Genomic DNA, 19149 nt, shown 5'->3' on the forward strand with positions numbered 1-19149 from the left:
TTAAGCTTCACAAAACTAAACCTATGCTTCCGAAGCAAGTTTTGTTGCGAAGCTAATCCAAAAGCTTACGCTTCACAAAACTAAGCCTATGCTTCCGAAGCAAGTTTTGTTGCGAAGCCTATTCTTTGGAGCTTAAGCTTCACAAAACTTTTAGGAGGTCGCCATGTCTAATTCGAATGTGATGAAATCCATCAGCTTTATGCTGGTTCTGATGCTGATTGCCAGTGTTTTACCGGGGTGGCGGACTGCTTCCGCTTCTGCCCAAGATAACGGGGCGGCGGGTGCAGCTGCGGCTAGGGTGCAGCAAGCTCAGATTGCTCCGGAGGCTTCGCCTGAGGAGGCGGTTCCGGAAGCCCCGCCTGAACAATTGGCTCCTGAGGCTCAGGCCGGACGGGGGCCGGCATCATCCGAGGCGCCGCTAACTTTGCTGTGGCAGGTGGGAACTCCCGACAATAGTTCCGCCGAATTCAAGGATTTTAATGCCGGAGGAGCGGAGAGCGTGTCGGTCCCGGTTGAGCGTGACCGGTTAAGCTCCATCTCCAAAGGAATGAAGGCTGACGCGAATGGAACAATGCAAATTTCATACACGCTTCACAAGGTTCCGGAGTACGGGGTTCAGTTCAGCTTCAAGGTGATGGATGCCAGCACGGCCATTCCGCAGGTAGCGGTGTTCTCCAACGGCCAGATGAGCGGACTGATCCAGGTGACGGGTCTGAACAACGGCGAAGCCGTACTTGCCCAGACCTGGAAGCAGACCTATAAGCTTTATATTCCAAAAGAGCAGCTGAAGGCCGGCAAAAACGAGCTGCAGCTCACCCTCGATCGCGGCTTGTATGCCGATCCAAAGGCAGAGGGATACGATGGCGACAAACATTTATGGTTCGAATGGGATCACTTCAAGCTTGAAGCGCTGAAGGCGCCGGCTGCCGAGCCGATTCATGGCAGATACATCCATCTGGGCAGCACGATCGTTTATAAATCCTTTAAATACGATGATAATACGATCCGTCACCTGGAGCCCATGGCCAAATGGATGGGCATCGCCTACAGCGGCAACTGGATGCGTACCGCATTCTGGTCCGATACCAGACCCGAATGGGAGCCGCAGGGCCGAAATTACCTGCTGGCGCTGCGCGATCTGAACCTGCAGCCAATGGTGGGCTTCCTCGGCGGCAACTGGAAGAAGGATCCCGATCTGAATCAGGGGATCATCAGCGAACAGCTCCTGTCCTACTATCGGAGCTTTGTGAGCCGGTTCGGCGATTTGTACCAGTACGTGGAGGTCAACAACGAGCCCGGCCTGTTTGGCTGGTCGCAGAAAGCGGTGCTGGCGGCGGCTCAGATGCTGGCGGATGAAAGAAAGACAAATCAGCAGCCTGATTTGAAAATTGTAGCACCGGGGTGGGCCTACTGGCCTTACAACGGTACGCCGGACGGCTGGGAACGGGATGCGGAGCAGCGAAGACCGATTGAGGCAATCGCCGATATTACGAACGGCCATAGCTACGGGGGAACCGGTGTACAGCCGCTCCCGGGAGCGAGCCTGTATGAGAATCTGAGGGTTTATTCCGGGCAGGATGAAGGTTTCGGCAAGGAGATGGCGATGAGTGAAGTCGGCGCCAATGACAACCATGCCGATAACACGAAGTACGGAACTTACGCCTTCCGCTTTGCTTCAGCGTTTGACCGCGAGCTGCGCGGAGATATCGGTTACGCCGATCATATTATGCAGCATGCGGCTTTCTTTTACGACAATACCGATTTCGGACTGTTCGACAGCCGTCTCGACTGGAACACGCACCGGTTTGAGGACACGAAAGCGGTTCCCGCGAATCCGAATGAGCTTGGAGAGACGCGGCTTAAGACGTACCGCAGACTGGCGGCCGCTTATGCGACCCATGGCAGCCCGCTTGTCTATGAAGTCATCAATAAGACCGAATTGACCGGCAAAAAGGCCTACTTCCGCGGCGTGGACACCTCGGCTTTGGGAACTTCGGCTGTAGGGGCCAGCTCGGATAAGATCTTGCTGAATTTCGTCAATTTCGAGACGGAGCCGGTAACGATGAAGGTTCTGGTCACGATGCCGGAGAAGGGAACGTATGCGGGCGACCGGTTCGGGCCGGGCGAGACTTACGAGGCAGCTCATTCCACCGTAAAAATGAAAGCGAAACCATATTTGATGCTTGAGGTTTCGCTGAGTCCCGGAGAGACGGTCCAATATATTCTGGACCGCTATGAGGACGAGCGACCGACGGTACCGGACAACGTAACAGCCGAAGCGGTAAGCTACAACCGGATCAAGCTGACCTGGTATCCGTCTGCCGATAATGACCGCGTAGCCGCTTACCGGGTGTATCGCAGCGACCGGACCGAGCCGCTCATGACCGTTCCGGGCATCTTGAACTTTATGAATGATGATGCCGTAGAGCCGGAAACCACCTACACCTACCGGGTCGAGGCGGTGGACGATTTCGGCAATACCTCGGAGCTGTCGCAGCAGGCAGCTGCAACCACGCCTAAGATTCCGGTGACGCCGCATACAGAGGGCGATCCGACCAAGTTTGAAGCCGAGGCTGCGCAACTGGATGAACTGCTCAAGATTAGCGCCAATGCGAAGGCATCGGGCGGAAAGGTCGTGGAGCAGACCCACCGCGGCGGACTGACTATACTCGGCTATCATAGCGATGAGGGGGGAGCCTATACACTGACCGTTGCTTATACCTCCAATGACGATGCGAAGAAGGATATCATCGTGAACGGTCAGAAGCTTTCCACGATATCGCTACCGTCTACCGGAAGCTGGACGGACCGTTTTACCGAGAAGCTGTACAGCGTCACTCTTAAGCGGGGATATAACAACATTTATATCAAAAACGCCGGAAATGGCGCGAATATCGACTATTTCAAGCTTGTTCCCGGAGCCTATGTTCCTGTGCTTGACTGGTATCCGGCTCAGCATGACAACAAAGCGATTCTGTATTCGGGATTTGAGCTTGCGCCTAATGGCGTGTCGCATATTTCAAGTACGCCTGGAGCCTCAGCCGTTCTTTACTTTAACGGAACCGGCATCCGCTGGCGGTCCGATATCCGGAGCGATATGGGCAGCGCGGATGTTTATGTGGACGGCGTTCTGAAGGAAACGGTTGACATCGCCAGAGCAGGGCTTGAAGGGGAAGATGAGAAGGTCTTCGAGGCAACCGGACTGGAAAACGGGCTGCACCGGATTGAGGTCAGGGTCAAGGAGGGCAAAGTCATGGTGCACGGCTTCGAATTTGAAAGCTACGACTCCGCCCTGCCCACGCCACAGGCGGATATGACGGTGACGGGGGTCGGCTGGACTATTGTTGGTTCCGATGGCCAGCCTGTAGACCGGCAAACCCCTCAAGTGGGGGATGCCCTGGTATTCTGGGCAAAAGTCAAAAATGCCGGAGCCCTGCCCACGCCTTTGAACACTTCGACCGGAGCCGGAATGATTACGGGCGGCGTCTTTTCCGTCAACGGCGGAGTCGTATCCTGGTCGGACACGTACAATAAAGTTATTGAGCCGGGAGATGAAGTGACGTTGACTGCTAACGGCAGCGCCCAAGGGACGCCGCAGTGGATCGTGCCGGTGAACGGCCAATTTACGGTCGGCTTCCTCGTCAATGACATCAAGCGCTATCCGGAGATGAGCCGGGATAACAATACGCTCAGCACGACGCTGAATGTAGGCGGATCATCCGAATAATTAGGCATGCAGGTGATAACCCGGGCAGAGCCCATGCTTCCTTCGAGATTAGAGGGAGGAGGCAGGGCTCTTTCGGGCTGTTTACAACAGGAGCCAATCAGTGGACATTTTACGCGGGGAGGATCGAAGAACATGCTCAGGCCTTTAACCAGCGAGGAACAATTATGGGTCGAACAAACTTTAGCGTCGATGACACTGCGGGAGAAGATCGGACAGACGATGCAGGATCATGCCGGCAGGCTTCCATTCAAAGATCTGAATGAAGAGACGATCGGGGCGTATTTGGAAAAATATCCGGTCGGCAGCTTTTTCATTGGCGGCGAGATTATTCTGAAAGCGTCAGGGAGAGCGGAGGATTACCGGAGCTGGACCTCCATGTTCCAGAAGGCGAGCAAATATCCGCTGCTGTTCTCGGGCGACCTTGAATTCGGGGCCGGCTCTGCGGTCGGCAGCCTGACGGCGTTTCCGCCGCTGCCGGCTTTGGCTGCGGCGAACGACGAGGCCCTGGCCTACGAATACGGCAAGTATACCGCCATGGAGGGCAGGGCTGCCGGGTTCACCTGGGCGTTCGCACCGACAACGGACATTGCGCTCAATTGGATGAATCCCATCATTACCACGCGCTGTCTGGGAGATGATGCAAAGCGGGTGGCGCGCTTGTCCGCCGCCATCATTCAGGGCATGCAGGAGAACGGCTTGGCAGCCTGCGCGAAGCATTTTCCGGGAGACGGCGTTGATTTCAGGGACCAGCATATCATTACGACGGTCAACTCTCTGCCCGAAGAGGAGTGGTGGTCCACCTACGGATATGTAGCAGAACGCTTAATCCAGCAGGGGCTGATGTCCTGCATGACAGGACATATTGCGCTGCCCTGGATGGAAGGAACGACGCCGTGCGATCAGCCGGTTCCGGCAACCGTCTCCCGCAAGGTGACGACCGATCTCCTCCGGGGACGGCTCGGCTTTGACGGGGTCGTTCTGTCTGACGCCCTTGATATGGGCGGATTTTTGTCCTGGGGCGGTTATGAGAAGCGCACGCTCGACTGCTTCAACAGCGGAACCGACGTGCTGCTGTGGCCGGGTATCCGGTATTTCGAGCTTATGGAGAAGGCTCTGGATTCCGGAAAGGTGAGCCTGGAGAGGCTGGATCAGAGCGTCCGCCATGTCCTGGAGTTGAAGGCGAGATTGGGCGTCCGGCTGATCGATGCGGAAGGGCGGGATCCGCAGGCGGTTAGGCTGCAGCAGGATAAGCTGCCGAAGGAGCTGGATGCAGAGGCGCGGACAGTAAGCCGGGAGACAGCCCGCAGATGCATTACGCTTGTCCGCAACCGTGCCGGGATTCTGCCCTTGCCGATTGATAAGACGCGGAATGTCCTGGTGATCAAGCTGAATAAACCGGCGGAAGGCCGAACATTTCACCGGATGGACCGGTTTATCGAGCTGCTTGAAGCACGGGGGCTTCAGGTGGATGTTCTGGATGAGTTTGAGCCGCTGGACACGATCCGGCGCTGGGAGCAGGAAGGCAGGAGATGGGATGCCGCGTTCATACCCTACTTTTTGACGCTGCATGGCATGATGAATACGGCCAGACCGGTAGGGGAATCGGCCAAGGGCATATGGGCCATGCAGCATGCGGAGACGATCTCCCCGATCGGCATTTCGTTTGCCACGCCGTATTTGCTGCATGATATTCCTTTCCTGGATACTCTGGTGAATGCGTATTCCCTGCATGAAGACACCCTGGAGATGATGCTCCAGGCTATTTTTGGAGAAATTCCGTTTGAAGGGGTGTCTCCGGTGCGGTTGGAAGCGCCCGGCGAGGTGCAGATTCAGATTATTGGAAAGGAGGCCGGAACATGCAGGACGCATTTATCCTAACGGATACGCTGCATCGTCTGTTTACGTATATGACGAACGAAGACGGCGAGCGCGATTGGGGGATGGATATAGAACAATGGGATTGGGTGCCTGGTGTAGGACTGATCTCCATTATGGAATACGGAACGACTTTGAAGAAGCAGACCGCGGTCCACTATGTACAGGAATGGGTGCGCCGGAATGAGCCGAAGGCGGGGCGGATGAAAGTCATTAATGCCATGGCTCCGTTCGCGGTTTACCCTGAATTGTACCGTCAGACCCATGAAGAGCTTTTTCTGATCAAATCGTGGAGCATAGCCCGCTGGATGCTGGAAGAAGCCCCGCGGACCCGGGAACAGGCCTTCGAGCATACCGTAACGGAAGCGGCAAGCTTCCGCGAGCAGGTATGGGCCGACACGGTATACATGGCCGTGCTGTTTCTCGCCAGGCTCGCCGGATTGATGGGCAATCGGAAGCTTGCGGATGAGGCGCTGCGGCAGACGCTTATCCATATGAGACTGCTGCAGGATGCGGGGACAGGGATTTCATTCCATGGCTGGAACTGCGAGGCGGGCCATCATATGTCGAAGGCGCGCTGGGCCCGCGCCAATGCCTGGCTTGTGCTGGCGATCCCGGATATCGTTTCGGAAATCAGGGGGATTGCAGATATCCCCGATGAGCTGTGCGCGCGGTACGAGAGATTGGCTGCGGGCCTGCGATCTCGCCAGGCAGCGGATGGGTTATGGCATACCGTCGTGGACCGGCCGGATTTTTATAAGGAGACTTCTGCCAGCGCGGGCATTGCCTGCGGGTATTTGAAAGCGGTTCGTACCGGTCTGCTGGATGCCTCATACTGCCAAATCGCAAGCCGTACCCTGAATGGGGTGCTTCCGCTGATCACTCCCGAAGGCGAGGTCAAGGGGGGATCGGGAGGAACGCCGGTTCTGGCTACTGCCGAAGCCTACAACGAGGTGCCGGTTTATCCGACCCTCTACGGACAAGGCTTAACGATGCAGTTGCTTGCCCAAACGCTGGCGATGCAGAAATCCTGGGACGTTCAGAAGAAGAAGCTTGCTGGTGTTCAAATACAGAAGCTTGACGGCCATCAGAATGCCGAAGAAGGAGATGAAGCTTGTGGATCACCGGCAGATGCTAATCCGTAAAATCCGGTCGATGGAATCCCGTTACAATCCTGAGGTCCGACTGCTGCGTTCCGCCTTCAGCAGCCCGGGCTATCATACAACGATCAAGGCAGCCGATTACATCCATTCCACCCGGGATTCGTTAAATTATGCTCTGGGTCTTCTCGATACGGAGCTTCCCGAATACGAGCAGCAGGCGCTCGATATCATCGAGCGGGTCGTCTCTCTGCAGGATAGCGACCGCAGCCATGACACCTTTGGCATTTGGCCCTGGTTCTATGAGGAGCCCCTGGATCAGATGGCCCCGCCGGATTGGAACTGGGCCGATTTTTGCGGCAGCAAGCTGCTCCTTGCGGTAAAACGCCATGGGCACCGGTTTCCGGAGCCTCTACGTGAAGCAGCTGCCCAGTCCGTTTGCAATGCGTGCGAGGCCATCATCAAACGCAACGTTGGGCCTGACTACACCAATATTGCGATTCTCGGAGCCCTGGTCACCCTGGTTGCCGGAGAGCAGTTCGGGCATGAGGCGTATGCCGCCTATGGACTGGAGCGCTTGATCAAACTGTACGACTACACGAAGCCTCGCCAGGCGTTTCAGGAGTACAACAGCCCGGTATATACCTGCGTCGCCCTGCTTGAACTATCCAAACTTCGCGAGGAGGCGCGAAGCGGCAGAGCTGTGGAGATTAGCGAGCAGTTGCTCCGGATGACCTGGAAAACCGTGGCCGAGCATTATCATGTCCGGACAAAGCAGTGGTCCGGCCCTCACGCGCGCTGTTACGAGACGCTGCTGAACGATCACACCAAAGCTTTTCTTCAGATTGCCACAGAAGGTGCACTGATGTTCTTCCCTTGGGAGGAGCTTCCCTATGAAGAGGAATGGTATAAAAGCGGGGTCTTGTGCCCGCCGGAATACCTTGCGTTTTTTACCGTTCAGAACACAGGGCAGATCCGCCAGCTCTTTGAAGGGAACGAGGGTGAACCAGCCGGAAAATGGGCCATAACCTACCGAACTCAGCAGTATAGCCTGGGCTCATTCGATCAAATGGACTTCTGGAATCAACGAAGACCTCTGCTGGCCTATATTGATAACGGGGGCAGCCCAACCTATATGCGTCTGCGCTTCCTGCATGACGGCTATGATTATTGCTCGGCCCGGTTCCGGAGCTGTCAGGAGCAGAGCGATATGCTGCTCGGGATCGATTTTGTGACGGATGGCGGGGACACCCACCCGAGCCTGGACAAAATTGAAGGCGTGATTGAAGCCGGGGACTTAAGGCTGCGTCTTGAAGTCGGAGGCTGTCTGGATCGTGTGTCGGCAAGCGCCTTGGAAGGAGGGGCTGAAATTGAGGTTTGCGGTCTCTATTTCCGGATTGGAAACCTGTTCACCGGATTCTCGGAATTGTCAGTAGAGGAACAGGAGCAGCGGCTAAGCTGGGAGATTCATAGAGATGAGACCGTTCTGTATACGGATCTGGTGTTGTATTCCGGTCCCAGGGTAAGGCTGGACTTTCGCAAACTGCAGCAAGCGGCGCTCTTGTTCTCCTTTTCCGTTGACGAAGACAGCTCGAATTTTGAGCACTTGGATCAGCCATCCCCAGTCGAAATCGTGGCCGGGACCCAGGTCAGGATCCGCGGATTTGGCCGAGTGAATAAAGCGCTGGAGCTGAACCTGCAGCCTGCACCCGGCAGCCTTTGACGAAACGGAAGCCATCATTTATTTCAATTTGAAAAATAGTTGCGGCAAGGGAAAATTCCCCCTTGCCTTTTTGCATGGGTTTCGTTTAGAATTTGCATTAGAGAAACTTTTTTAATTCTATCTAAAATATATGGCTTATACAAATATTTATTCCATGAGGAAAAATAGAGAGGTGGGAGTCCTATGCACGAATTGCGTGTCAAAAAAAGTCCGTTTCAGCGCGTCAAAATGACACTTTCAATCATCATGCTGGTCGCGGTTGTCGGTTGTACGAAGGTAGAGCAGGAAGGGAAGAGCGCCGTTCGCTCAGGTGGCGAAAGCAAGATTAAGGTCACGGCAACGATCGGCATGATTTCGGATGTTGCAGAGCAGATTGGCGGTGAAGAAGTAGAGGTCACCGGACTGATGGGTCCGGGCGTTGATCCGCACCTGTATAAAGCTTCCCAGGGCGATATCCGAAAGCTGGACCAAGCGGACATTGTTTTTTATGGCGGGCTGCATTTGGAAGGGAAAATGACGGATATTTTGGAGAAGCTGGAAAGCAAGAAGCGGACCGTAGCCGTATCGGGCAATATCGACCCTTCTCTGCTCCGTTCGGGTAAGGATGCGGGCGGAACACAGTACGATCCGCACATCTGGTTTAATGTCAAGCACTGGATCAGCGCGGCCCAGACGATCGAACAAACTCTGACGGAATATGACCCGGAGCATGCGGAGTCGTACCGGAAGCGAACCGAAGCCTACATCAAGCAGCTGGATGCCCTGGATCAAGAGATCAGAACCAAGATCGGCATGATCCCGGAACGGAGCCGGGTACTCGTGACTGCGCACGATGCGTTTGGGTATTTTGGTGAAGCGTACGGAATGAAAGTGATGGGACTGCAGGGAATCAGCACGGCCGCGGAGTATGGCTCCAAAGATGTCGGCGATCTGCGTGATTTTCTTGTCGAGAACGGGATCAAGGCTGTTTTTACGGAATCAAGCATCCCCACGAAGTCGATGGAAGCTGTCATTGCCGGCGCCAGGGAGAAAGGGCACGAAGTAAAGATCGGAGGAGAGCTGTATTCGGATTCCATGGGTTCGCCCGGCTCGGATGCGGACACTTATATCAAAATGGTTCGGCATAATGTGGATACGATCGTCGAAGCGCTGAAATAACGGGGAGGGATAGGATATGACAGGCATTTTTCCACTGCAGGTATCGAATTTGACGGTTGCTTACCAGAAAAAAACGGTGCTGCGGAACGTTGGGTTCAATATCCCCGAAGGCAAACTGATTGGCATTATTGGCCCTAACGGGGCCGGAAAATCGACCCTAATCAAAGCCATATTGGGGCTTGTTCCCAAGGTAGACGGCGAGGTATCCATTTTTGGAGGCTCGTACCGGAACCGGCGCAAGCAGGTAGGTTATGTCCCGCAGCGGGAATCGGTCGATTGGGATTTCCCGACAAATGCCCTTGATGTCGTGATGATGGGGCGATACGGGCATTTGGGCTGGTTCAGACGGCCGGGGGCTGAAGAGCGAAGGCTCGGCATGGAATGTCTGGATAAGGTGGGCATGTCCGCCTTTTCGGGGAGACAGATCAGCCAGCTGTCCGGCGGACAGCAGCAGAGGGTCTTTTTGGCAAGAGCTCTGGCCCAGGAAGCGGATTTGTATTTCATGGATGAACCTTTTGCCGGCGTAGACGCCAAAACGGAGAAAGCGATTATCGGTTTGCTGCATCAGCTTAAGTCACAGGGAAAGACGGTTCTTGTCGTCCATCATGATCTGGCAACGGTGGAACAGTACTTCGATCATATTCTGCTGGTGAATGGCGAACTGATTGCGGCAGGGCCGACCAACGAGACGTTTACTCCGGAAAATCTGCAGCGAACCTATGGCGGAACAATGGCGCTTATAAAAGGGAATGCAGCATCGCCGGGATACGGAGGGGATGCGTCATGCTGAACTGGCTCGCCGGCATGCTGACCGACCCCAACGTCCGCTGGATCCTCTTCGGCTCGCTACTACTGGGCCTTGGCAACGGGGTGATCGGCTCGTTCTCGTATTTGCGCAAGCAAAGTTTGCTTGGAGACACCCTGGCGCATGCCTCCTTGCCGGGAATCTGCATATCTTTTATGCTGAGCGGCGTAAAATCTGTGGGCCTGTTTGTGGTCGGAGCTATTCTTTCCGGCATGGTCGCGACTTTTGGCATCCATGCCATTACCAGATATACGCGTATTAAGCAGGACGCGGCTATGGGGATCGTGCTGTCGTTCTTTTTCGGGATCGGCATTGTGTTAATGACGCATATTCAGCACAGCGGCAACGGCAACCAGAGCGGACTGGATAAATACATGTTTGGCCAGGCTGCATCAATGATGAAGCCGGACCTGTATATGATGGCGGCCGTGTCGGCAGGACTGATACTGCTCAGCATCCTGCTGTTTAAGGAGTTCAAGCTGGTAAGCTTCGATCCCGGCTATGCCCGCGGGTTGGGCTACCCTGCAGCGGCGCTGGAACAATTGCTGCTGTTCTTGACCGTTGTTTCGGTTGTGGCAGGCGTTCAGGCCGTTGGCGTCGTCCTGATCGCCGCTTTGCTCATCACGCCGGCGGCGGCTGCAAGATACTGGACCCACCGGCTGGGCGTCATGGTTGTGCTGGCTGGCTTGTTTGGCGCACTCAGCGGAGCTGCCGGAACTCTGGTCAGCTCCGCCCTGGATAATCTGCCTACCGGTCCGGTGACCGTGCTGTCGGCGACTTCCCTGTTTGTGCTGTCCGCACTGTTTGCACCCGGCCGGGGTGTTATCGCCAAAGCACTGGTGAGCCGCAAGGTGAAGAGCGATTACGTTTTGCAGCAGGCCGGGAACTCCCCGGAACTGCAGACAACGGTCAAGGCAAGCGGAGAGGAGGTTTAAGGAGATGGCGGACTTCTGGATTATTTTGACGGGAACGCTGGCAGCGGCGTCTTGCGGCATCCTCGGCTGTTTTCTCATTTTGCGCCGAATGGCGCTGGTCGGCGACGCGATCAGCCACTCGGTGCTGCCTGGAATTGCCTTCGCTTTTCTGCTCAGCGATTCAAGGGATTCCGTGTTCATGCTGGCCGGGGCGGCGGTTTTTGGGCTTATTACGGTTTTTCTGATTCAGTTTTTGCAGCGTGGCGGATTGCAGGCAGACGCCTCGATCGGCATCGTCTTTACGGCTCTGTTTGCCTTCGGCGTTATTCTCATCAGCCGCAACGCCTCGCATATCGATTTAGACCTGGACTGTGTTTTGTTCGGGGAAATCGCTTATGTTCAGTGGGATACATGGATCTTGAACGGGTACGATTTGGGGCCCTCGGCCGTCTGGATGCTGGGCGGAACGCTGCTGCTGATTGTTCTGTGCGTCGGACTGTTCTACAAGCAGTTCAAGCTGTGCGCATTCGATCCGGCGCTGGCTCTGGCCTGCGGCATTCCGGTCGCCCTGTTCCATTACCTCCTGATGGGACTGGTGTCCGTCTCGACCGTAGCGTCATTCGAAAGCGTCGGCGCCATTCTGGTCGTCGGGATGCTCATTATCCCGGCCGCCACCGCCTATTTGCTGACAGACCGGCTGAGCGTCATGCTGCTATACAGCGTTGTGGCCGGCGCCGTCAGTTCCGCGGGAGGCTATTATGCGGCGGTCTGGCTCGATTCGTCCATTGCCGGCGCCATGATCGTGACGGCAGGCATCCTGTTTCTGCTGGCCTTTATTTTTTCGCCGCTGCATGGTGTTGCGGCACGATACCTGAAGCGCCGCAGGTTAAAATCGGCGGCAGCTTGAGCTTTTAACGAAAACTGCAGGGAGCGTCCTCCAAACCATAAAGGGTATGGAAGGGGACGCTCTTTTTTAACTATGCGTGCCTAAATCACAGTGCGGATAAACATTTGATATCAGGATATATTACTCGCTCTTATTGTTACTAAAAAATTAATTAATGAAATATAAAAAGGATAAATGATCAGCGCGGCTATCACTACTAGTCCAACCCCTGGTAGCGGCATTTCTTGAGGATTTGTTATTGGAAATAATGAAGAAAAAAGTTTTATAAAAATAAAGTAGTAAGGAATCCATAGTACTGATGAAATGTACTTTATTTTTTTTATACCCAGCAGTTTTTTAGTTGAAAAATAACATAAGATTGAAGATAGTGCAAAGACCAGGAATATCGCCAAATTAACTGCTGTACTAGCTAAATTGTTATTCCAGCCTGTGATTCTGGCTATACGATATACATTTAACATTAATTCAGTTTGAACAAAGAAGACAAATGCATATAAAGCACTTAAGCTATTAAGTTTCATAAAAGTCATTGATAAGCCCCTCCTGTCATACGGGCAAGAATAGGTTAATTATACACACAGATACCTGAGAAATCCTTATTTTTCCAAAAAAAAGATTATGGAGCTCCCACCGTCTAGCGATATTTCTGGACGTCTTTTCTTAATGTTTCCGGGTCGGGATATTCGCCCATGCGCTCCCGAGTTGCAGCAGGTAAATCCTTTTAACAACCGCTTTACACGCTATAGTTGGTGCCTTTAAATGAATATGGTAAAATGGCGTTGCGTGTGAAATAGAGAACAGATCTATCCTTGAACAAAGGATAGGATAGGGGATGAGAGAAATGAAGTACCGTTTGCTCGCGCTTGATATGGACGGAACGCTGCTCACCGATAACCACCAGATCTCTTCGGAGACGGCAAAATGGATTCGCAAGGCTGCAGAAGCGGGAGTTCACGTCTGTCTGTCAACGGGCAGATCCTATGATGAAGCAGCCCCGTTCGGAGAAGAATTGGGGCTGGATACGCCGATGATTACGGTCAACGGGAGTGAAGTTTGGAAGAATCCCCACGAGCTGTATCACCGGGAACTGCTCGGACAAGAACTTATAGCCCAAATGTACCGCTTGTCCCGTGATAAAAAGGTCTGGTTCTGGGCTTATTCGGTAGAGGGCCTCTACAATGAGCACAACTGGTATGACGGTGCGATCCAGGAAAAACAATGGCTTAAATTCGGGTATAACGTGAGCGACGATCAATTGCGGCATGAGGTTTTGATGGAGCTTCAGAACATTGGCGGTCTGGAGATCACGAATTCAACGCCATGGAACATCGAAGTGAACCCGCAGGGCATCAACAAGGCCAGCGGGATTCGCACGGTATGCGGACTGCTTGGCATCGATATGTCCGAGACCGTTGCTGTCGGGGACAGCCTGAACGACCTGGCGGCCATTCAGGCAGCCGGTTTGGGAGTGGCCATGGAGAATGCCCAACTGGCCGTGAAAGAGAATGCGGACTACGTCACCTCGTCCAACAATGACGATGGCATTGCGGAAGTGATCCGCAAATTTATATTGGCTTAAGGAGTGATCGTATTGATTGCTGTCATCGGGTGGATTCTGGTTGTCGCCTTGTTCCTGACAGGGCTTGCCGGAGCGATATTTCCGGTGCTGCCCGGTGTTGTCGCCGTGTATGCGGCCTTTTTTGTTTACGGATGGTTTTTCGGCTTTCAGCATTTCGGCTGGGTGTTCTGGACCTTGCAGACGCTTATTGTCGTCGTGCTGCTGGTTGCGGACTATCTGGTAGGAGCCTGGGGCGTCAAAAAATTCGGCGGCAGCAAAGCCTCTGTCTGGCTCAGTACGATCGGAGCGATTATCGGTCCTTTTGTCATTCCGGCCTTCGGGCTTGTCATCGGTCCGTTCGTGGGCGCGGTGATCGGAGAGCTGCTTACAGGAGCTTCCCTGAAGCAGTCGCTTAAAGCCGGAGTCGGGTCGGTCGTTGGCTTGTTCAGCAGCATGGCCGTTAAAATTATTTTGCAGCTCGTCATGATCGTGGTGTTCTTTATCTGGATTTTTGCATTCTAGAAAAGAGGGAAATTCGTTTGTCTAAGAAAGAGTCGTTTATCAAAGGAACATTAATCTTGGCTGCGGCCGCGCTGGTGGCCAGAGTGCTTGGCATGGTCCAGCGGGTGCCGCTGGAGCATATTTTCGGCGCGGTGGGCAATGCCTCCTTCACCATAGCGAACAATGTGTATCTGCTGCTGCTGACTGTGGCGACTGCCGGCATTCCAAGCACACTTAGCAAAATGGTATCGGAGCGCTATGCGCTGAAGCGTCCGGGAGAGGCGAAGCGCATTTACACGGCCGCGCTGATCTTCGCGGCTGTGACCGGCGTAATCATCACGGCGCTGCTCTATGTGCTCGCTCCCATATACGCTGATGCCATCTCCTCACCGGAAGCGACGCCGGCCATTCGGGCGCTGGCTCCTGCGCTGCTGCTGTTCCCGACCGTGGCGATGATGCGCGGCTATTTTCAGGGCCGCAACAACATGACGGCCGGCGGGATTTCGCAAATTGCGGAGCAAATATTGCGGGTCGCCGCCGCGATCGGCATTGCCGCGGTCATGCTGCATGCCGGCTACGCCGATAAATGGGTCGCCGCCGGCGCATCCTTCGGCGGGGTGCTGGGCAGCATCGGCGCCTTCGGCATCATGCTGTATTATGCCGCCAAGCTGCGCAGGGAGGATCGCAGGGCCCGGCTTGAAGACCTGTCTTCGGGCACGAAGCCGGTGCCGCTTAAGCGGATTTACGCCGATATTTTCAAACTGTCGATTCCGATCGTGCTGTCTTCCCTGGCCATTCCGGCCGTTTATTTTATCGACGGATCGATTGTCAAACCGATGCTGAACGGCAGCATCGGCGTAGACGAGGCAACCTACTTGCTCGGCATTCTCGGCAGCCGGGCCCAGAGCATTGCCGGCATTCCGCCAATTCTGTCCATCGCGCTCAGCACTTCGCTGATTCCGATCATCTCCGGCGCCTTTGCCCGGAAGGACATGCCTTATCTGCAAAAGCAGATCACACTGGCCATGCGGATCTCCGTGTTAACGGGGATGCCGATCGTGCTCATCCTGTGCACGGCAGCATACTCCGTCAACGGCCTGCTCTACAGCAGCCTGGACGGAAGCGGCATTATTGCGCTGCTGACGCTGGGGACCATTTTCCAAATTACCATGTCGACCAGCAGCTCGATTTTGCTCGGCATGGGCAAACCGAATCTGTCCATGGTCCATGTCCTGATCGGTATCGCCGTCAAGCTTGCGGCCAGCTTTGCGCTGGCCCCGCTATTTGGCATCTATGGCATCATCGCCGGCACGGGACTATGTTTCCTGGTCATTACATTGCTCAATTTGCGTTCACTGAAGCGGATCGTCTCCTTCTCCATTCTTGGCGGACGGTGGACAGGATTTCTGCTGACCGTGGCGGCATTGGCCGCGATCGGTTACGGCCTCAATCAAGCAGGCATCCAGCTTGTGGACGTCTTGCCGGACCGGGTGGCATTTTTCATCACCTGCTGTATGGTAGGCGCAGCTATAACCGCTCTGTATCCGGTCATGCTGATCGTCCTGCGCGTCATTCGCCGGGAAGAGCTGGACAGCTATCCGGGGGCTGTCCGCAAGGTGCTCAGACCCCTGATGCGTTTCGCTCCGGCACAGCGCCGGTCGGAAGGCTGATCTGGCTGATGTTGCCGCGTTATCCGGCTGGCTAGGTGGCTAGGCCCGCAGCCTGCGCGCTCCGGCAGCAGCGTCGTGCGCGAAAGCGCGCTTCAGCATGTTCAGCCGGTGTCCGTGGCTGATCTCGCATACAAAAGGAAGCCGGGGGATGCTGATATCGCTTAGGGCGCTATGCTGCTGAAGCCAGTCTTCACGGGTAATCGGCTCGTAAGGAGTATCCCCGAAGCTGCCTTGCAGGCGGGGACTGAAAATTTTGCCCCCTGCCGGATTAAAATCATTTCGCAGAAGCTCCGCGCCCTGTTCAGGGGATGTGCGGGCTTCTTCTTGTTTTGCGGTAAAAAGGCCGGGCCAGTAGTCGGCCCGGGAACCGGTGTGGGCAACGGAATTCGCGAACCTTTCGGCTCCCTGCAGCACAGCGGGCAGGCCGAACAATATCGCGTAAAGGTGCTTGCCGATGCCGATTCTTGCATGCAGATTGGCAAAATCGGCAAGGACTCTTCCCGCCACTCTGGGCTGACCGTATCCAGTTCCCTCAGTTTCTCCAGGTCCGATCTCCTCCGACAGGGCATACGGAATGACGATTTGATTGAGTCCGGCCAAGGAGCCAAGCCGAAAAGCCGGCTTGTTCATCACCGTTGTCCGGAAGAAAGGATGCTGCAAGACGCGTTTCTCAATATAGTTCTGCTCGTTGATAATCAGGCCGACAGCAAGCAGGGAGCTGGAGCGGCGCAGCCAGAATTGTTCCCAGAAGGGAAGCATGAACCGGGATACGTGAAAGCAGGGAAGAAGATGAAACAGGCTTTTTCCGCATTTTTTGCTTTGAGCGTACAGCATGAGCTGCGGATAGGCGTCCTGAAAAATAAGCGCGTTGCTGCGTTCCAAAAAGCGGTAGTATCTATACCTGGCCTGATCTTGCAGAAGGCCGTCTTCCTGCCCGCCTTTCAGATCGCTCATATTCCAGCCCGCATTGCGGGATACGAGATGGGCCTGCAGCGCCCAGTGCAGCTCCGGAAAAGCCCGGTAGATGTCAAGATAGGCCTGCGTGCGGGTAATATTGCTGCGGTTATGCATCTCCGTGGCACGGGCGATTTCGGCCGCTATTTCCCGGTCGGCGCTTGTATTCTGCTTGCTCTGGGGACTGGAAAGGCGCGGCTGGCCGCTTTTGTTCAGCATGTCTTCAACAGCGGAGCGGACCAAGCCGGCGCCGGCTTCACTCCAGTCGAGACGGCATCTTGCCGCCCGCAGGCGTCCTGACGCGGCCAGGTCCTCCGCTTTGCCGCGAGTGGCTCTCCATAGGGCGGAGGGAAAGGAAGCAAGCATGTCCAGCCAAATGCCAGCCGGTTTTTTCGGTTTGCAGCGATCCGGGCTTGTCATTTGCAAAGTCCTTTCTTTCTGAAAATCCTGCCGCCCGCCGGTTGGTTGCGAGCCGCTTTCAGGTCAATGGATTGGGCTACTTCCATTATGACCCAAATATTTGACTTCCACTCGCGGGTTTGTTCTACTAAAGGTAAGAATAGATGAACCAAAATTTGTGAAGGGATGAATGAAAATGATAAAAGTCACAACAGCCGAGCAATTTCGCGAGCTGACAGCTTCGGCAGGGATCACGGTAGCGGTCTTCAAGGCAGACTGGTGCGGAGACTGCAAATTTATCGATCCGTTTATGCCCGAGGTGGAGGAGCAGTACAAAGACCGCCTTACCCTTATTCAGATTGATGTGGATGAGCTGGAGGAAATCAGCCAGGAACAGCGGATTATGGGGATTCCAAGCTTCGTAGCCTATGGAGACGGCCGGGAGCTGGTCCGCTTTGTGAACAAACTGCGGAAGTCGCGTTCGGAAATCGAAGATTTCCTGAACAAGGCGGTTGCTGTATACGGAACGCTTAAAGCACAATCATAAATGTCACAGCAATAGCGTGCAGGGCCGCCCCAGATTTGAACATTTTGTCACATGTCGCCTGTGATAGGAGCTTGTCCATCCGTTATAATTGAATATGGATTGACCAAGCTCTTTAACAATAAAAAAATACATTGCAGGTGATATAATGACAACCAAACAATTGAAATGGCTTGCCTATGCCGCCACGCTGTTCGTCTTTTTGGCCACCTTTGGCGGAGGAGTCGTCACCAAGACGGAATCGGGACTCGGCTGCGGCAACCAGTTCCCGCTGTGCAACGGCAAGTTTGTTCCGGCGCATACGGTCGCTTCGATCATTGAATTTTCCCACCGGGCCGTAAGCGGACTGGCCGGGCTGCTCACCTTGGCGGCTTTTGTATGCTTCATGATTTTCCGCCGAAATCGCCTTGACCTTCGCATCTATTCGTTTCTGGCGCTGCTGTTTGTCGTCATTCAGGCGATTATGGGCGCTTTGGCGGTCGTCTTCTCCCAGTCGGCGCCGGTTATGGCGCTGCATCTGGGATTTGCCCTCATCGCCTTTGCAAGCTCGGTCATGCTATCGCTTGGGATACGGGAACAGGCGAGAAACGAAGCGATGACCCCGGCGGAGCCGCCGCGCAAAGTATCGAAAGGCCTTCGCAACCTGAGCGTGTTTACAGCGATCTATACCTATATCGTCGTATATACCGGCGCTTATGTGACTCATACCGATTCAGCCGGAGCCTGTTATGGATTTCCGCTCTGCAACGGTCAGTTAGTGCCCCCGCTGTCGGGCGGGGAAGGCATCCAGTTCATGCACCGTGCGGCAGCCGTTCTATTGCTCGTAGTCATTGCGGTGCTGGCGCATTTTGCTTACCGGAACCCGTCCGGGAACCGGGAGATCCGCGGTCTTGGACTGGCGTCGATCATTCTCATTATTTTGCAGATTCTCGCAGGGGTTGCGGTCGTTTATACGGTTAACGATTATAACTGGTATCTGTTTACGTCGATTTCCCATATCTTGGTGATCGAAGTGCTGTTCGGCCTTCTCTGCTATATGAGCGTGAGAACGTGGCTGCTGAGCCGAGGCGAGAAAAGATAAAGACGGGGAACCGGGTTAAACCGGCTTTGGTCTACAGGAGGATCATGTTCGGGTCCCTCTTGGATAACGTTTGGCTTTAGGCCCGCGGGCGGTTTGCCGCTCCGCGGGCTTGTTTGTTTATAAAGGCTACTCCTGTTTCCTTTACGAACGGACTTGCTTTTGCAAGAAGACATAAGGTAAATATGATATATTAGGAGAACCGAAAAATATGTGGAAAGCTAAAGCCTTGGAAT

The 19149-nt window shown here is 54.6% G+C and carries 15 protein-coding genes; 13 read left to right on the plus strand and 2 right to left on the minus strand.

What is annotated here, in order from left to right; all coding sequences use genetic code 11:
* Nucleotides 1–163 precede the first annotated feature (163 nt).
* The 8 genes from K7397_RS09070 to K7397_RS09105 all read left to right on the plus strand — a co-directional run bounded on the left by K7397_RS09070 (nt 164) and on the right by K7397_RS09105 (nt 12209).
* Entirely contained in the window at nt 164–3727 is a 3564-nt protein-coding gene (locus K7397_RS09070) for a polysaccharide lyase family protein (protein WP_223067624.1), read from the plus strand.
* A 132-nt stretch (nt 3728–3859) separates the two neighbouring features.
* Nucleotides 3860–5605 carry a glycoside hydrolase family 3 protein gene (locus K7397_RS09075; protein WP_223067625.1) on the plus strand — a complete coding sequence of 582 codons (1746 nt, stop codon included), beginning with the start codon at nt 3860–3862 and terminating at the stop codon, nt 5603–5605.
* Nucleotides 5584–6747 carry a glycoside hydrolase family 88/105 protein gene (locus K7397_RS09080; RefSeq protein WP_223067626.1) on the plus strand — a complete coding sequence of 388 codons (1164 nt, stop codon included), beginning with the start codon at nt 5584–5586 and terminating at the stop codon, nt 6745–6747. Before K7397_RS09075 ends, K7397_RS09080 begins: the two co-directional genes overlap by 22 nt.
* The gene (locus K7397_RS09085) at nt 6662–8425 is read left to right on the plus strand and encodes a hypothetical protein (RefSeq protein ID WP_223067627.1); all 1764 of its coding nucleotides are present in this window, start codon (nt 6662–6664) and stop codon (nt 8423–8425) included. The genes K7397_RS09080 and K7397_RS09085 overlap by 86 nt, the downstream gene beginning before the upstream one ends.
* A gap of 183 nt (nt 8426–8608) precedes the next feature.
* Nucleotides 8609–9583 carry a metal ABC transporter solute-binding protein, Zn/Mn family gene (locus K7397_RS09090; protein ID WP_223067628.1) on the plus strand — a complete coding sequence of 325 codons (975 nt, stop codon included), beginning with the start codon at nt 8609–8611 and terminating at the stop codon, nt 9581–9583.
* Nucleotides 9584–9599: 16 nt separating this feature from the next.
* On the plus strand, nt 9600–10373 hold the full coding sequence (locus K7397_RS09095; protein ID WP_223067629.1) for a metal ABC transporter ATP-binding protein: 774 nt from the start codon (nt 9600–9602) through the stop codon (nt 10371–10373).
* Entirely contained in the window at nt 10367–11323 is a 957-nt protein-coding gene (locus K7397_RS09100) for a metal ABC transporter permease (RefSeq protein WP_223067630.1), read from the plus strand. The genes K7397_RS09095 and K7397_RS09100 overlap by 7 nt, the downstream gene beginning before the upstream one ends.
* A 4-nt stretch (nt 11324–11327) precedes the next feature.
* The gene (locus K7397_RS09105; RefSeq protein WP_223067631.1) at nt 11328–12209 is read left to right on the plus strand and encodes a metal ABC transporter permease; all 882 of its coding nucleotides are present in this window, start codon (nt 11328–11330) and stop codon (nt 12207–12209) included.
* A gap of 110 nt (nt 12210–12319) precedes the next feature.
* Here the strand turns inward: K7397_RS09105 and K7397_RS09110 are convergent, their stop codons facing one another.
* On the minus strand, nt 12320–12739 hold the full coding sequence (locus K7397_RS09110; protein WP_223067632.1) for a hypothetical protein: 420 nt from the start codon (nt 12737–12739) through the stop codon (nt 12320–12322).
* A gap of 311 nt (nt 12740–13050) precedes the next feature.
* Here K7397_RS09110 and K7397_RS09115 point away from each other — a divergent pair, with 311 nt between their 5' ends.
* Genes K7397_RS09115 through K7397_RS09125 form a run of 3 tightly spaced genes read left to right on the plus strand, consistent with a single transcriptional unit; the run spans nt 13051 to nt 15938 of the window.
* Nucleotides 13051–13788: a Cof-type HAD-IIB family hydrolase gene (locus K7397_RS09115; RefSeq protein ID WP_223067633.1), complete on the plus strand. Its 738-nt coding sequence runs from the start codon at nt 13051–13053 to the stop codon at nt 13786–13788.
* 15 nt (nt 13789–13803) lie between these two features.
* On the plus strand, nt 13804–14289 hold the full coding sequence (locus K7397_RS09120) for a DUF456 domain-containing protein (protein WP_223067689.1): 486 nt from the start codon (nt 13804–13806) through the stop codon (nt 14287–14289).
* A gap of 17 nt (nt 14290–14306) precedes the next feature.
* Nucleotides 14307–15938: a putative polysaccharide biosynthesis protein gene (locus tag K7397_RS09125; protein WP_223067634.1), complete on the plus strand. Its 1632-nt coding sequence runs from the start codon at nt 14307–14309 to the stop codon at nt 15936–15938.
* Between the two features lie 39 nt (nt 15939–15977).
* Here K7397_RS09125 and K7397_RS09130 read toward each other — a convergent pair whose 3' ends face one another.
* Nucleotides 15978–17312, minus strand: coding sequence for a DUF2515 family protein (locus tag K7397_RS09130; RefSeq protein WP_223067635.1), 1335 nt, complete (start codon nt 17310–17312; stop codon nt 15978–15980).
* Between the two features lie 175 nt (nt 17313–17487).
* Here K7397_RS09130 and K7397_RS09135 point away from each other — a divergent pair, with 175 nt between their 5' ends.
* A complete protein-coding gene (locus K7397_RS09135) occupies nt 17488–17838 on the plus strand; it encodes a thioredoxin family protein (RefSeq protein ID WP_223067636.1) in 351 nt (116 codons plus the stop codon).
* 145 nt (nt 17839–17983) lie between these two features.
* A complete protein-coding gene (locus K7397_RS09140; protein WP_223067637.1) occupies nt 17984–18916 on the plus strand; it encodes a COX15/CtaA family protein in 933 nt (310 codons plus the stop codon).
* Nucleotides 18917–19149: the final 233 nt, after the last annotated feature.

The organism is Paenibacillus caui (assembly GCF_019904135.1).
In the GTDB taxonomy this organism is placed as follows: domain Bacteria; phylum Bacillota; class Bacilli; order Paenibacillales; family Paenibacillaceae; genus Fontibacillus; species Fontibacillus caui.

What these genes read in the sequence shown, in the direction of transcription:
- K7397_RS09090 (WP_223067628.1), top strand. Translation starts at nt 8,609, where the DNA reads ATGCACGAATTGCGTGTCAAAAAAAGTCCGTTTCAGCGCGTCAAAATG.
- K7397_RS09135 (WP_223067636.1), top strand. Translation starts at nt 17,488, where the DNA reads ATGATAAAAGTCACAACAGCCGAGCAATTTCGCGAGCTGACAGCTTCG.
- K7397_RS09095 (WP_223067629.1), top strand. Translation starts at nt 9,600, where the DNA reads ATGACAGGCATTTTTCCACTGCAGGTATCGAATTTGACGGTTGCTTAC.
- K7397_RS09110 (WP_223067632.1), bottom strand. Translation starts at nt 12,739, where the DNA reads ATGACTTTTATGAAACTTAATAGCTTAAGTGCTTTATATGCATTTGTC.
- K7397_RS09130 (WP_223067635.1), bottom strand. Translation starts at nt 17,312, where the DNA reads ATGACAAGCCCGGATCGCTGCAAACCGAAAAAACCGGCTGGCATTTGG.
- K7397_RS09080 (WP_223067626.1), top strand. Translation starts at nt 5,584, where the DNA reads ATGCAGGACGCATTTATCCTAACGGATACGCTGCATCGTCTGTTTACG.
- K7397_RS09075 (WP_223067625.1), top strand. Translation starts at nt 3,860, where the DNA reads ATGCTCAGGCCTTTAACCAGCGAGGAACAATTATGGGTCGAACAAACT.
- K7397_RS09070 (WP_223067624.1), top strand. Translation starts at nt 164, where the DNA reads ATGTCTAATTCGAATGTGATGAAATCCATCAGCTTTATGCTGGTTCTG.
- K7397_RS09105 (WP_223067631.1), top strand. Translation starts at nt 11,328, where the DNA reads ATGGCGGACTTCTGGATTATTTTGACGGGAACGCTGGCAGCGGCGTCT.
- K7397_RS09115 (WP_223067633.1), top strand. Translation starts at nt 13,051, where the DNA reads ATGAAGTACCGTTTGCTCGCGCTTGATATGGACGGAACGCTGCTCACC.
- K7397_RS09100 (WP_223067630.1), top strand. Translation starts at nt 10,367, where the DNA reads ATGCTGAACTGGCTCGCCGGCATGCTGACCGACCCCAACGTCCGCTGG.
- K7397_RS09140 (WP_223067637.1), top strand. Translation starts at nt 17,984, where the DNA reads ATGACAACCAAACAATTGAAATGGCTTGCCTATGCCGCCACGCTGTTC.